Below are 12,766 nucleotides of genomic sequence, written 5' to 3'. Positions count from 1 at the left end.
GATGGCATTCAAAAAGATCGTAATCAAAACGCGTGAAGGGCAGGCCAAATCGCCGATCGCGCGTTTGCGGTTCTATTTCGAGGACCGCCCCCGCGCCCTGCTGGGCAGCGTGCTCGGGGTAGGCTGCATTATCGGCCTTGCCGGTGGCTTTGGCGCCAGCGCGCTGAACGACTCGCGCCTGCAGGCCAAGGTCGACCGCCAGGAAGCTGAACTGGCCAAGGTCCAGCGCGATGCGCAGACCCAGGTCAACGCACTGGCCGCCCGGCTGGGCGAGCTGCAGGCACAGGCCACCCGCCTGAACGCCCTCGGCGAGCGCCTGACCCAGATGGGCAAGCTGGAAGACGGCGAGTTCGACTTCAACGAGACCCCCGGCCTGGGTGACGGCGATGCCGGCGGCCCGACCGCGGACATCCCGGTCAAGGACGTCAACGCCGACTTACAGGTGCTGGAGCAGCGCTTCGCTGCTTCAGGCCGCCAGTTGTCGGTGATGGAATCGCTGATGTTCGACCACCAGCTGCAGCAGAACGCCGTGCCCTCGCGCATGCCGATCCGCAACAGCTACGTCACCTCCGGCTTCGGCACCCGTGCCGACCCGTTCGGCCGCGGTGCCGCCACCCACAAGGGCATGGACTTCCACGCCCGCGTCGGCGACCCGGTGATGTCCGTGGCCGATGGCGTGGTCAGCTTCTCCGGCGTGAAGGGCGGCTACGGCAACGTGGTCGACGTCGACCATGGCAACGGCTATGTCACCCGCTACGCGCACAATTCGCGCCTGGTGGTGAAGGTCGGTGACCTGGTCCGTGCCGGCCAGGAAGTGGCCAAGGCCGGTTCCACCGGCCGCTCCACCGGTGCCCACGTGCACTTCGAGGTGTGGGAGAACGGCAACGTGGTCAACCCGCGCAAGTTCCTCGGCGACGGCGGCAATACCCCGGTCGGCCGCATCAGCCGCGGTTGAACCCAACGCCGGGCATGGCCCGGCGCTACCGGGCGAAGGTGGTAGCGCGGGGCCACGCCCCGCGAGCGCGCAGCGCGGTCGATCCGACCCCGATCCCGGTTCCGCAGACGCCTGCGGGGTTGAAACCCCAGCGGCCCGTCCCAAGCTACAATGGGTGTTGCCATCGACAGGGCGCCAGGCGCCCTGTTTCGTTTGCGGCGATCGGATCCCCGGGGGGGAGGCCGGGCCGCTGTGTCCATCCAACCCGGTTCCTTCAATGATCAACAGCCTGCTTACCCGCGTATTTGGCAGTCGTAACGAACGACAGCTGCGCCAGCTCAACCGCATCGTCGCCAAGATCAATGCGCTGGAGCCGGAGATCGAGAAGCTTTCCGACGAGCAGCTGCAGGCCAAGACGCCGGAGTTCAAGCAGCGCATCGCCGGGGGTGAAGCCCTGGACAAGGTGCTGCCGGAAGCGTTCGCGGTCTGCCGCGAAGCCGGCCGCCGCGTGCTGGGCATGCGCCACTACGACGTGCAGCTGATCGGCGGCATGGTGCTTCACCTGGGCAAGATCGCAGAAATGCGCACCGGTGAAGGCAAGACCCTGGTCGCGACCCTGCCGGTGTACCTGAACGCGCTGGAAGGCAAGGGCGTGCACGTGGTCACCGTCAACGACTACCTGGCCCGCCGCGATGCCGCGCAGATGGGCAAGCTGTACAACTGGCTGGGCCTGAGCGTGGGCGTGGTCTACCCGGGCATGCCGCACAGCGACAAGCGCGAGGCCTATGCCTCGGACATCACCTACGGCACCAACAACGAATTCGGTTTCGACTACCTGCGCGACAACATGGCGCTGTCCAAGGCCGACCGCTACCAGCGCGGCCTGCACTACGCCATCGTCGACGAAGTCGACTCCATCCTGATCGACGAAGCGCGTACCCCGCTGATCATCTCCGGCCCGGCCGATGATTCCCCGGAGCTGTACATCCGCGTCAACCGCGTCGTGCCGAACCTGGTCAAGCAGGAAGTGGAAGACGGCGAGGGCGACTTCTGGGTCGATGAGAAGGGCAAGCAGGTGCACCTGTCCGAAGCAGGCATGGAGCACGCCGAGCAGCTGCTGGTGGAAGCCGGCATCCTCGACGGCGAGACCGAAGGCCTGTACGCGCCGCAGAACCTGACCGTGGTCCACCACCTCAACGCCGCCCTGCGCGCGCACGCCATCTACCAGCGTGACGTGGATTACATCGTGCGCGACGGCGAAGTGGTCATCGTCGACGAATTCACCGGCCGTACCCTGGCCGGCCGCCGCTGGTCCGACGGCCTGCACCAGGCGGTGGAAGCGAAGGAAGGCGTGCCGGTCCAGCGCGAGAACCAGACGCTGGCGAGCATCACCTTCCAGAACCTGTTCCGCATGTACAAGAAGCTGTCCGGCATGACCGGTACGGCTGATACCGAAGCGTTCGAATTCCAGAGCATCTACGGCCTGGAAGTGGTGGTCATCCCGACCAACCGCCCGACCATCCGCAAGGACAGCCCGGACCAGGTGTTCCTCAACCGCAAGGGCAAGTTCAATGCGGTGCTGGCCGACATCGAAGAGTGCGCCAAGCGCGGCCAGCCGGTGCTGGTGGGTACCACCTCGATCGAAACCTCGGAAATGCTGTCCGAGCACCTGAGCAAGGCCGGCGTGAAGCACGAAGTGCTCAACGCCAAGCAGCATGACCGCGAAGCGACCATCGTCGCCAACGCCGGTCGCCCGGCTGCCGTGACCATCGCCACCAACATGGCCGGCCGCGGTACCGACATCGTGCTGGGCGGTTCGCTGGAATCGGAAATCCACGAGCTGGGCGAGGGCGCGACCGACGAGCAGAAGGCGGCGGTCAAGGCCGAATGGCAGAAGCGCCATGACGCGGTGAAGGCCGCCGGCGGCCTGCACATCGTGGGCACCGAACGCCACGAATCGCGCCGTATCGACAACCAGCTGCGTGGCCGTTCCGGCCGCCAGGGTGACCCGGGTTCGTCCCGCTTCTACCTGTCGCTCGAAGACAACCTGATGCGCATCTTCGCCTCCGACTGGGTGCAGAAGGCCATGCGCATGATGGGCATGAAGGAAGACGACGTCATCGAGGACCGCCTGGTCAGCCGCCAGATCGAAAAGGCGCAGCGCAAGGTCGAGGCCCATAACTTCGACATCCGCAAGAACCTGCTGGACTTCGACGACGTCAACAACGACCAGCGCAAGGTGATCTACGCCCAGCGCGACGAGCTGCTGGACGCCGAATCGGTGAAGGACAACGTCGACGGCATCCGCGACGACGTGATCTTCGACGTGGTCGCCCGCTTCGTGCCGCCGAACTCGGTGGACGAGCAGTGGGACCTGCGTGGCCTGGAAGCGACCCTGGAGTCGGACTTCGGCCTGCAGATGTCGCTGGTGGACATGGTCAAGTCGCACGAGGAACTGGACGCCGAAGGCATCGCTGCGAAGGTGCTGGAGCGCGTCAACCAGCACTTCGCCGAGAAGGAAGCCGGTGTGGGCGAGGAAACCATGCGCGCGCTGGAAAAGCACGTCATGCTGACCGTGCTCGACCAGAGCTGGAAGGAACACCTGGCCCGCATGGACTACCTGCGCCAGGGCATCTACCTGCGTGGTTACGCGCAGAAGCAGCCCAAGCAGGAGTACAAGAAGGAAGCCTTCGAGCTGTTCTCGGACATGCTGGAGAACGTCAAGCGCGAAGTGGTGACCCTGCTGGCACGCGTGCGCATCCGCAGCGACGAGGAAGTGCAGGCGCTGGAAGCGGCCGAGCGGCAGCAGGTGGAAGCCCGCCTGAGCCAGTCGCAGTTCCAGCACCAGGACGCCGGCAGCTACAGCGCCGACGAAGAAGCGGCACAGGTGGAAGCCGCCCAGCAGGGCGGGAGCCCGCTGCAGCGTGACGAGCCGAAGATCGGCCGCAACGATCCGTGCCCCTGCGGCAGTGGCAAGAAGTACAAGCACTGCCACGGCCAGCTGAGCTGACCCCAGGAAGCCCCGCGAAAGCGGGGCTTCTTCGTTGTGGCCGGGGCGATGGCGGCGCCGGGCCGGCGGCCGGCATTGCGCGGCGCCCTGTCGATTCGGCATCCTGTCCGCATGCCTTCCCCGAAACGATCGATCCATGTCGTGGCCGGCGTCATCACCGACGTCCGTGGCCGCGTGCTGCTCAACCGCCGTACCGAGAACCGCGACATGGCCGGCCTGTGGGAATTCCCCGGCGGCAAGCGCGAGGCCGGCGAGAGTTCCGAACAGGCGCTGGTGCGTGAGCTGCGCGAAGAGCTCGGCATCGAGGCCGAGATCGGCGAGTGGATCATGGACGTGCCGCAGCACTACCCGGACAAGCACCTGACCCTGGAGGTGCGGCACATCCGCAGCTGGAAGGGCACCCCGCGCGGGCGCGAGGGCCAGGCCATCACCTGGGTGGCGCCGGACAAGCTGGGCCGCTATTCAATGCCGCCGGCCGACCTGCCGGTGGTGGCCGCGCTGCGCCAGCCCGACCGCTACCTGATCACCCCGGCGCCGGAAGAGGGCGAGGCCGGCGTGCAGCGCTGGCAGGACCAGCTGCAGCAGGCGGTGGCCACGGGCCAGCAGCGCATCCAGCTGCGCCTGCCGGCCGCGCACCCGCAGCGGCAGGTGCTGATCGAGCAGGCCCTGCAGGCGCACCGGCAGGGCGTGCAATGGCTGCTCAACTGCGATATCGAACTGGCCCGCGCGCTGGGCATCGGCGTGCACCTGGGCAGCGAACAGCTGCTGGCCCTGCAGGAACGACCGCTGCCGGAGGGCCAGCTGGTGGCTGCTTCCTGCCATGACCTGGCGCAGCTGCAGGCAGCGCAGCGGCTGGGCTGCGATTTCGCGGTGCTCGGCCCGGTGCAGGCCACGGCCAGCCACCCCGGAGCCACCCCGCTGGGCTGGGAAGCGTTCGCCGCGTTGCGGGCGCAGGTGTCGCTGCCGATCTACGCGCTGGGCGGGCTGGATGCAGGCCAGGTCAGCCAGGCCCGTCGCCACGGCGGGCAGGGCATCGCCGCGATCCGCGGGCTGTGGCCGGCCTGAACCCGGTAGCGCGGGGCCATGCCCCGCGAGCGCGTAGCGCGGCGCTTCTGGCCTTCCGCCGGGCATGGCCCGGCGCTACCACAGGTTCGGTCGCCCGCTGTCAGTAGATCCACGCCATGCGTGGATGCGGCCCTACAACGTGATCCAGAAACACCCGTACTGCCGCCGCAGCCCCAGCACCGTTGCCGCGCGCGCCGCACTGCCCGGCAGGGTCTGTTCCAGGCGCAGGCCGACCGGATGGCGCGCCATCGGCGGCTCGGGCCCGGTTCCCGGCGCGGCAGGGTCCTGCGCTTCTTCCTGCGACGTGTCCGCAGCCTGCTGCTGCGGGTACACCGGCACCACGTCCACCAGCGGACGCCGCACCACCGATTCCAGCTGGCCGAGGATGCGCTGCGCGCCGGCGTCGGACACCGCGCTCCACAGGTACAGCGTGGACAACCGGTTGACGTCCTGGGTGTTCACCGCGTCATGCAGGGCCTGCACCAGCTCGCTGAGGCGGCGCGGGCAGCTGGCCCCCAGGCTGTCGCGCTGCAGGGTGCTGCCGGCCGGTGGCGGCGGCGGACGCCGCGACTGTGCGCCCACGCTGTCACACGGGCGGTCGGTGTAGACGCTCTGGCCCTGCGCATCGGTGCAGCGGTTCAGGCGCGCGGATTGGGCGTGGGCATCGATGCTGGCCGCGGACAGCAGCACCAGCAGCAGGGACAGGACAGCTTTCATTGCCACAGGGTAGCGTTGAAAGCGACAGCGCAGTGTGCTTTCAGCCGTTCAGCAGCTTCAGCACCGACACCGTCGGCTTGGCCAGGTTCAGCGTGTAGAAGTGCAGGCCTGGCGCGCCGCCTTCCACCAGGCGCTGGCACAGCCTGGCCACCACTTCGGCGCCAAAGGCACGCACCGATTCGCTGTCGTCGCCATAGGCCAGCATCCTGCGGCTGATCCAGCGCGGGATCTCGGCACCGCACTGTTCGGAAAAGCGACGCAGCTGGCTGAAGTTGGCGATCGGCATGATGCCCGGGGTGATCGGCACCTGCACGCCCAGCCGCTGCACTTCATCGACGAAGTGGAAGTAGGCGTCGGCGTTGTAGAAGTACTGGGTAATGGCGGCATCGGCGCCGGCATCGATCTTGGCTTTGAAATGCTTCAGGTCGGTCAGTGCATCCGGTGCCTGCGGATGGGTTTCCGGGTAGGCGCCGACCTCGATGCGGAATGCATCGCCATGCTCGGCGCGGATGAAGGCGATCAGTTCGGCCGCGTAGCGCATGTCGCCTGGAAAGCCCATGCCCGAGGGCAGGTCACCGCGCAGCGCGACCAGCCGCCGGCAGCCGATGGCGCGGTACAGCTTGAGCAGCTCGCGGATTTCCTGCCGGGTGCCGCCCACGCAGGACAGGTGCGGCGCCGCATCGAAGCGATGGTGCTGGTTGAGGTGGCGCACCGTCTCGGAGGTGTAGCTGAGGGTGGAGCCGCCGGCACCGAAGGTGCAGGACACGTACTCCGGGGCATACGCCTTCAGGCGGGCGGCGGTACGGTCCAGCTGGCCACGCTGCTCATCGGTCTTGGGTGGGTAGAACTCGAAGCTGATGGCGGTCATGGCACGGGCGGTGGCAGCGGGTGCGGTTGAGTATATCTCTCCATCAAGATGGATGTGAAGCATGAGGGCGTGAAGAGGCGGCAGGGCGTGGCGACCGTTCACCCGGCGTGGCGGCCGTTGCTCCGGAACTGCACCCCGGCGGCGCCCATCGCGGCCACGCTGGCCGCACACCCCACGCACCCGCCCCTGGAAGGAACACACGATGAAGATGATCCTGGCGATCTACTACGCAATGAAGGCCCTGGCCCGGCTGGCCATGCTGGGCATGGCGATGGCCGTGCTCGGCTCGGGCGCCGCCCATGCTGCCGAGGCAGCGCCGATCGGCACCGGCAAGCTGCAGGTCGAGGTGGTCGGCCACGGCCGCCCGTTGCTGATGATCCCCGGTTTGAACAGCAGCGCCGAGGTCTGGCGCGAGACCTGCCTGGCATTGAAGGACGTGCAGTGCCATCTGGTGCAGCTGCCGGGCTTTGCCGGTGCCCGCGCCGCCGCGCCGCGCCCGGCGGATTTCCTGTCGGCCATGCGCGACCAGCTGCTGGCCTATGTGCATGACCGGGCGCTGGACCATCCGGCGGTGATCGGCCACAGCCTGGGCGGCGTGCTGACCCTGCAGATGGCGGTGAAGGAACCGGATGCACTGGGGCCGCTGGTCATCGTCGACTCGCTGCCGTTCTACGCGGGCATGCAGAACCCGCACGCGACCGCACAGAGCGTGCAGCCGATGGCCGGACAGATGCGCATGGCCATGCTGGCTGCGGACCCGGCCAGCTACCAGGCGCAGGCCGAAGCGGCGCTGGCCCCGCTGACCAACAGTGCCGCGCGCCTGCCCGATCTGAAGCGCTGGGGCCGGGACAGCGATCGCGCCACCACCGCCGATGCGATGTACTCGCTGCTGGTGACCGACCTGCGCAGCGACGTGGCCGGTATCCAGTCACCCACGCTGGTGCTGGGCGCCTGGGCGTCCTACCAGGCAATGGGTGCGACCGAAGCGTCGGCGCGTGCGATCTTCCAGGCGCAGTACACCGCGCTGCCGGGTGTACGCATCGAACTGAGCGCGACCGGCCACCACTTCCTGATGTGGGATGATCCGCAATGGCTGCGTGGGCAGGTGCAGGCGTTCCTCGACAGCCACCGTTGATCCTTCCATTCCGCCGGCCATTGCCATGCCCGAATCGACCTCCACGCTGCGCTTCTGGTTGATCAACACCTTCGGCTGGGCGCTGTTCTGCGTGGTCAGCCTGGCCATGACCGGCGCGTTTGGTGGCGGCAGCAGCAGTGGGAGCACGCTCATCAGCGTCGGCCTGGGCGTGCTGCTGTATGCCATCAGCGGCAGCGTGCGCGCGTTGGCATTGCGGCGTCACTGGTGGCGGCTGGACCTGGGCGCGCTGGTGCTGCGGCTGGCGTTGGCGGTGCTGCTGGGTGCAGCACTGGCGCAACTGCTGCTGACGGCGGTGCTGCAGCCGGCGCTGGCACTGGGTTGGGTGGATTTTGCTGGCCGATCGGGTGATTTCCGCCCGGTGGCGCGCCTGCTCTACTGGCTCAACACCGTGCTGATGCTGGGGCTGTGGACCGCGTTGTGGGCCGGCCTGCACGGCGTGCGCAGTGCGCGCCAGGCCGAACTGGCGCGCCTGCGTGCCGAAGCCGAACGCAGTGCGCTGGAGCGCGATGCGCTGCGCGCGCGCTTGAACCCGCACTTCATGTTCAACGCGTTGAACAACCTGCGCGCGCTGATCCTCGAAGATCCCGAGCGCGCACGGCAGATGGTCACCGATCTTTCGCGCACGCTGCGCCATGCACTGGAGCACGCGCGCAGCGAGGAGGCAGTGCTGGCCGACGAACTGGCCGTGGTGCAGGACTATCTGGCCGTTGAAGCCGTGCACTACGAGCAGCGCCTGCAGGTGCACTTCGAGGTGAGTGGCGAAGCCGCACAGGCGCGCCTGCCGGTGATGGCGCTGCAGCTGCTGGTGGAAAATGCGATCAAGCACGGCATCGCCGTGTGTCCCGGCGGTGGCGAGGTGCGTATCAGCGCGCAGTGCAGCGATGGCCTGTTGCGGCTGCAGGTCGACAACCCGCTGGGTGTGGCCGCCGCAGGCAATGCCACCGCCACCGCCGGGCACGGCGTCGGCCTGGCCTACCTGCGTTCGCAGCTGGGCCGCGGTGGCCGCTTCCACCTGCAACCGCTGGACGGCCGCATGCAGGCCGTCCTGGAGATCCCGCAATGCGCACGCACCTGAATGTCCTGATCGTCGATGACGCGCGGCTGGCGCGGCAGGAACTGCGCACGCTGCTGGCGGCGCTGCCGTGGGTGCAGTGCGTGGGCGAGGCCGATGACGTGCCGGCCGCGCGCGAGGCGATCGCCCGGCTGAAACCCGACCTGGTGCTGCTGGATGTGCAGATGCCCTCCGGCACCGGCTTCGATGTGCTCGATGGCCTGGAACAGGCGCCGGCCGTGGTGTTCGTCACCGCCTACGATGCGTATGCGGTGCGCGCATTCCAGACCAATGCACTGGACTATCTGGTCAAGCCGGTGGAAGCGCCGCGCCTGCATGAAGCGCTGGAACGCGTGCGCCAGCGCGATGTGCCTGCCGCGCCGCCGGTGACCGCAGGTGGCAGCTTGAGCGCGCAGGACCAGGTGTTCGTGCGTGATGGCGAGCGGTGCTGGTTCGTGGCCGTGGGCGAGATCCGCCGGCTGGTGGTGGATGGCAACTACACGCGCCTGTGGTTCCGCGACCAGAACGCGCTGCTGGCACGCAGCCTGAGCGCGCTGGAAGCACGCCTGCCGGTGGAGCTGTTCTTCCGTGCCAACCGCAACACGCTGGTGAACCTGCGACGGATCCGCGCGGTCAGCCCCAGCGTGGGCGATGGCTACGACCTGGCGCTGGATGATGGCAGCGAGGTGGAAGTCTCGCGGCGGCAGGCGCGCGAGCTGCGCGAGCGGATGGCGCTGTAGTTGCTGCTACAGCTCGGCGCTGACCGGGCTGGTGATGAAGCCCCACGACAGTCGCGCCATCACTGCAGGCGAACGTGCCTGCCTGCGTGCGTAGTCCAGCAGTCTATCCAGCCGCGGGCGGTCATACAGGTGGCCCGCCAGCAGCACGGCGTGGATGCGGCGGGTGTTGCCGATGTCCTGCAGGGGATTGGCATCGAGCAGCACCAGGTCGGCGGCCTTGCCTACCTCGACGCTGCCGTGCGATGCCTGTAGTTGCAGATGCCGCGCCGCCTGCAGCGTGGCTGCATGCAGTACGTCGGCGTGGCTCAGGCCGGCCTGCCGTAGCCACTGCAGTTCATCGTGGTAGCGGAAGCCCCCCAGGCCGGTGTCGGTGCCGACCAGCACCGGCACGCCCGCACGGTGCGCTGCGCCGGTCAACGCCAGGCCATGGCGGAAGTACGCCTGCAGTGCGGCGTCGCCACGGGGCCCGGAATAGCGCGCGGCAGTGGCCTGCAGATCATCGCGCCAGGCCCAGCGCGAGAGTGGATCCAGATAGGCCAGGCGTGGGTCGTTGAGGAATGCTGGATCGCGGGCGCGCGCATCTTCCTCGCGGGTGACGTGGGTGGGCACGAATGCTGCGCCGCTGGCCTGCATCTGCTTGAAGGCTTCGGTACAGAGCGCTGGCTGATGGCCGGCAACCATGCGCTCGGCCAGTGCCGTGGGGTCTTCGCCATCCAGTGCGCCCTCGCGCCATTGCGCGGCCTTATCGAAGCAGTGGCGGGCAAACAGGTGGGCATGCTCGAAGCTCCGCTGGCCGGCCTGCAGCGCGTCCTGCAGCGAAACCGCCTTGGGCAGGTGGCCGACCAGCGGACGCTGCAGGCGTTGCGCCTCGGCAGCGAGCTGCTGGTAGGTATCTGCGCGCAGGCGGTTGTAGACCTTCAGCGCATCGATGCCGCGTGCGTCGTACTCGCGGGCGCGGCGCAGCGCTTCATCGGCGCGCATCGCCGGGTCTTCGAAGTAGAAGCTGGCGACCTGCACGAAGCGCGGTGCGACCTGCTGCCCGGCGATGGCCTGCGCGGTCCAGCGGCGCTTGTCGGCCACGCAGGCGATCAACGGATCGGTGGGCTGCGGGCAGTCCATCATGTCGCGCGTGCCGGTGATGCCGTTGGCCAGCATCAACGGGAACTGCACCTGCGGTGACAGCTGCAGGGCGTGGGTGTGCATGTCCCAGAAGCCGGGCGACAGCCATCGCCCGCCGGCGTCGAGCACGGGCAGCGAGGGGTCCGCCGCGGCCCCGCCAATGGCGGCGATACGCCCCTCGCGCACGGTCACCGTGGTGGGTTCGCTGGCCTGGCCGTTCACCACGTCCAGTACCCGCACGTTGATGATCACCCGGCTGTTGCCGGCCTCGGGCAGCGGCGGTGCCTGCAGCGGCCAGAACACTGCGGCGGTGAACAGCAGCGGGGGTGTCGCCAGCACGGCGGCCAGTACCAGGGCCAGGCGCTTCCAGCGACGGCGAGGGGTGGGGGACAACGCGCGTGCTGCGTGCATGGGCCGGCAATCCTTGCAGGGGGGCACCAACAGGGTGCGACAACCACGACGCAGGCGCCAGTGACGTTCAGCCCAGCGCCCCCAGCTGGGCCGTGGCGGTTACCCTGTGCGCCTGATATTCCAACCCCGGCACGCCATGTCCATCGTCCTCACTGAATTCGCCCGTCCCCGCCTGTTCCCGCGCGTGCCGCGCGCCAACACCATCCAGGACATCAGCGCCGAGCAGTTCCAGGCGCACCTCAACGCGCATGCGCCGCTGAAGGTGCTCGATGGCTATGCGCCGTTCTGCAAACTGTTCGTGTACGAGAACTGGACCAGCACGCGCTGCCTGACCGTGCCGGTCACCGAGGCCAACCGCCACCTGCTGCGCAGCGGCTACGAAGCGCGCAACCGCGAGGAACTGCCGGTGCTGGTGCGCTGGTTCGAGGGCGTGGAATCGCCGCGCGCGAATTACCTGGTGGTGATCCTGTACAGCGCCGAGCAGCTGGCCAAGGAAGGCTCGCCGATCGACGCGGACTGGGGTATCGTCGGCTGCATCTATACCGCCGAGCCGGAAGAGGTTCCGATGGCGCCGATCACCATGATGCGCAATGCACTGGGTGTGGAGGAGGGCGGTTCCGGCGTGCCACTGGACCGCGAGGCCTACCAGCGCGCTGTGCAGTTCTGGGAAGGCAACGCCAACTGGCGGCCGTAAGTCTCCGGCCCCGGTAGATCCACGCCATGCGTGGATGCTCTTCCGTCAGGCGGCTTTCCACTCCCACCATGGGTAATGGTATTCGCGGTCGGTCGCTTTCCAGCGCTGGCCGCACTGCGTGCAGGCGACGTGGTGGCATTCGCCCCAGCCGTCCTCGGCGTCGCCTACCGAGAGCAGCTGCATCTGCCCCTGTGCAATCAGCTTGCGCGGGTCGAAGAACAGATACTTCGGCGTCAGCGCGCACAGGCAGCCGGCCTGCGCCTGCCAGTAACGCAGGCGTTGCAGCGCCGCCTGCAGATGCACCTGGTTGGCCAGCAGTGCGCCGCCGAGTGTGACCCCGGCGCAGGCACGTTCGATACGGTCGGCATGCGGGGCCAGCGCGTCCAGTACAGTGCGGTCGAACATCACCGCGACCCGGCTTGCCGAGGCATGGATGCGCGTGGCATCACCGCTCATCAGGTCCTGCAGCAGGGCATCCGCCGCAGACATCAGCGGGCCTTCCCGATGGGCGCGTAATGCCCGGCGGTCAGGCGCAGCAGATCGGCCGGGGCCAGTTCCACTTCCAGGCCACGGCGGCCGGCGCTGACGTGCAGCGTCGGCAGCGCCTGTGCGCTGGCATCGAGGAAGCTGCGCAGGCGCTTCTTCTGCCCGAGCGGGCTGATGCCGCCGACCAGGTAGCCGGTGGCACGCTGCGCGGCATCGGCGGCGGCCATCTCGCACTTCTTGCAGCCGGCGGCTTCGGCCAGTGCCTTCAGGTCCAGTTGCCCGGCCACCGGCACGATCGCCACCAGCAGTTCGTGGGTTTCGGTACTGGCCAGCAGGGTCTTGAACACCTGGGCCGGGTCCAGGCCGAGTTTCTCCACGGCTTCGCCGCCGTAGGATTCGGCATGCGCATCGTGCACGTAGCTGCGCACGGTGTGGGCGATTTTTTCGCGCTTGAGCAGGTTGATGGCGGGGGTCATGCGGGCATCGTAGCGCGCGCGGGGCGGGTTGCCTTGACC

Annotated in this window: 12 protein-coding genes; 7 read left to right on the top strand and 5 right to left on the bottom strand. The window is 68.2% G+C overall.

Translation table 11 applies throughout. The annotated features are described in order from the left end of the window. The first annotated feature begins 1 nt into the window (after window position 1). From AC3WL7_RS08355 to AC3WL7_RS08345, 3 genes are all read left to right on the top strand, one after another. Window positions 2-955 (top strand): M23 family metallopeptidase, encoded by a 954-nt coding sequence (locus AC3WL7_RS08355; RefSeq protein ID WP_079220638.1) that lies wholly within the window; start codon window positions 2-4, stop codon window positions 953-955. Between the two features lie 256 nt (window positions 956-1,211). Then, the gene (gene secA, locus AC3WL7_RS08350; protein ID WP_492749964.1) at window positions 1,212-3,944 is read left to right on the top strand and encodes a preprotein translocase subunit SecA; all 2,733 of its coding nucleotides are present in this window, start codon (window positions 1,212-1,214) and stop codon (window positions 3,942-3,944) included. A gap of 111 nt (window positions 3,945-4,055) precedes the next feature. Then, complete coding sequence (locus AC3WL7_RS08345; protein ID WP_492749963.1) at window positions 4,056-5,009, top strand: Nudix family hydrolase; 954 nt, start codon at window positions 4,056-4,058, stop codon at window positions 5,007-5,009. A 132-nt stretch (window positions 5,010-5,141) separates the two neighbouring features. Here AC3WL7_RS08345 and AC3WL7_RS08340 read toward each other — a convergent pair whose 3' ends face one another. Beyond that, entirely contained in the window at window positions 5,142-5,726 is a 585-nt protein-coding gene (locus AC3WL7_RS08340) for a DUF4124 domain-containing protein (RefSeq protein WP_492749962.1), read from the bottom strand. Window positions 5,727-5,766: 40 nt separating this feature from the next. Next, complete coding sequence (metF, locus tag AC3WL7_RS08335; protein ID WP_108745964.1) at window positions 5,767-6,594, bottom strand: methylenetetrahydrofolate reductase [NAD(P)H]; 828 nt, start codon at window positions 6,592-6,594, stop codon at window positions 5,767-5,769. Between the two features lie 202 nt (window positions 6,595-6,796). Between metF and AC3WL7_RS08330 the strand changes: the two genes are divergently transcribed. Genes AC3WL7_RS08330 through AC3WL7_RS08320 form a run of 3 tightly spaced genes read left to right on the top strand, consistent with a single transcriptional unit; the run spans window position 6,797 to window position 9,541 of the window. Beyond that, a complete protein-coding gene (locus AC3WL7_RS08330) occupies window positions 6,797-7,729 on the top strand; it encodes an alpha/beta fold hydrolase (protein WP_492749961.1) in 933 nt (310 codons plus the stop codon). A 25-nt stretch (window positions 7,730-7,754) separates the two neighbouring features. After that, entirely contained in the window at window positions 7,755-8,825 is a 1,071-nt protein-coding gene (locus AC3WL7_RS08325) for a sensor histidine kinase (protein WP_492749960.1), read from the top strand. Continuing rightward, window positions 8,810-9,541, top strand: a complete 732-nt coding sequence (locus AC3WL7_RS08320) for a LytR/AlgR family response regulator transcription factor (protein ID WP_492749959.1) — start codon at window positions 8,810-8,812, stop codon at window positions 9,539-9,541. Before AC3WL7_RS08325 ends, AC3WL7_RS08320 begins: the two co-directional genes overlap by 16 nt. A 6-nt stretch (window positions 9,542-9,547) precedes the next feature. Here the strand turns inward: AC3WL7_RS08320 and AC3WL7_RS08315 are convergent, their stop codons facing one another. Beyond that, the gene (locus AC3WL7_RS08315; protein ID WP_492749958.1) at window positions 9,548-11,071 is read right to left on the bottom strand and encodes an amidohydrolase family protein; all 1,524 of its coding nucleotides are present in this window, start codon (window positions 11,069-11,071) and stop codon (window positions 9,548-9,550) included. A gap of 136 nt (window positions 11,072-11,207) precedes the next feature. Between AC3WL7_RS08315 and AC3WL7_RS08310 the strand changes: the two genes are divergently transcribed. Then, window positions 11,208-11,765, top strand: a complete 558-nt coding sequence (locus AC3WL7_RS08310; protein ID WP_492749957.1) for a DUF3228 family protein — start codon at window positions 11,208-11,210, stop codon at window positions 11,763-11,765. 45 nt (window positions 11,766-11,810) lie between these two features. Here the strand turns inward: AC3WL7_RS08310 and AC3WL7_RS08305 are convergent, their stop codons facing one another. Beyond that, window positions 11,811-12,254 (bottom strand): hypothetical protein, encoded by a 444-nt coding sequence (locus AC3WL7_RS08305; RefSeq protein WP_492749956.1) that lies wholly within the window; start codon window positions 12,252-12,254, stop codon window positions 11,811-11,813. Continuing rightward, window positions 12,254-12,727 carry a Cys-tRNA(Pro) deacylase gene (gene ybaK, locus AC3WL7_RS08300; RefSeq protein ID WP_200734390.1) on the bottom strand — a complete coding sequence of 158 codons (474 nt, stop codon included), beginning with the start codon at window positions 12,725-12,727 and terminating at the stop codon, window positions 12,254-12,256. Before ybaK ends, AC3WL7_RS08305 begins: the two co-directional genes overlap by 1 nt. Window positions 12,728-12,766 lie beyond the last annotated feature (39 nt).

The organism is Stenotrophomonas sp. FW305-3-2-15-E-LB1, assembly GCF_058787375.1.
The sequence above is the reverse complement of the archived record's forward strand: the minus strand, read 5'-3'. Positions and strand labels throughout refer to the sequence as shown.

Excerpts from the sequence above, each read along its gene's own strand:
- AC3WL7_RS08355 (WP_079220638.1), top strand. The coding sequence starts at position 2 with ATGGCATTCAAAAAGATCGTAATCAAAACGCGTGAAGGGCAGGCCAAA.
- secA (WP_492749964.1), top strand. The coding sequence starts at position 1,212 with ATGATCAACAGCCTGCTTACCCGCGTATTTGGCAGTCGTAACGAACGA.
- AC3WL7_RS08345 (WP_492749963.1), top strand. The coding sequence starts at position 4,056 with ATGCCTTCCCCGAAACGATCGATCCATGTCGTGGCCGGCGTCATCACC.
- AC3WL7_RS08340 (WP_492749962.1), bottom strand. The coding sequence starts at position 5,726 with ATGAAAGCTGTCCTGTCCCTGCTGCTGGTGCTGCTGTCCGCGGCCAGC.
- metF (WP_108745964.1), bottom strand. The coding sequence starts at position 6,594 with ATGACCGCCATCAGCTTCGAGTTCTACCCACCCAAGACCGATGAGCAG.
- AC3WL7_RS08330 (WP_492749961.1), top strand. The coding sequence starts at position 6,797 with ATGAAGATGATCCTGGCGATCTACTACGCAATGAAGGCCCTGGCCCGG.
- AC3WL7_RS08325 (WP_492749960.1), top strand. The coding sequence starts at position 7,755 with ATGCCCGAATCGACCTCCACGCTGCGCTTCTGGTTGATCAACACCTTC.
- AC3WL7_RS08320 (WP_492749959.1), top strand. The coding sequence starts at position 8,810 with ATGCGCACGCACCTGAATGTCCTGATCGTCGATGACGCGCGGCTGGCG.
- AC3WL7_RS08315 (WP_492749958.1), bottom strand. The coding sequence starts at position 11,071 with ATGCACGCAGCACGCGCGTTGTCCCCCACCCCTCGCCGTCGCTGGAAG.
- AC3WL7_RS08310 (WP_492749957.1), top strand. The coding sequence starts at position 11,208 with ATGTCCATCGTCCTCACTGAATTCGCCCGTCCCCGCCTGTTCCCGCGC.
- AC3WL7_RS08305 (WP_492749956.1), bottom strand. The coding sequence starts at position 12,254 with ATGTCTGCGGCGGATGCCCTGCTGCAGGACCTGATGAGCGGTGATGCC.
- ybaK (WP_200734390.1), bottom strand. The coding sequence starts at position 12,727 with ATGACCCCCGCCATCAACCTGCTCAAGCGCGAAAAAATCGCCCACACC.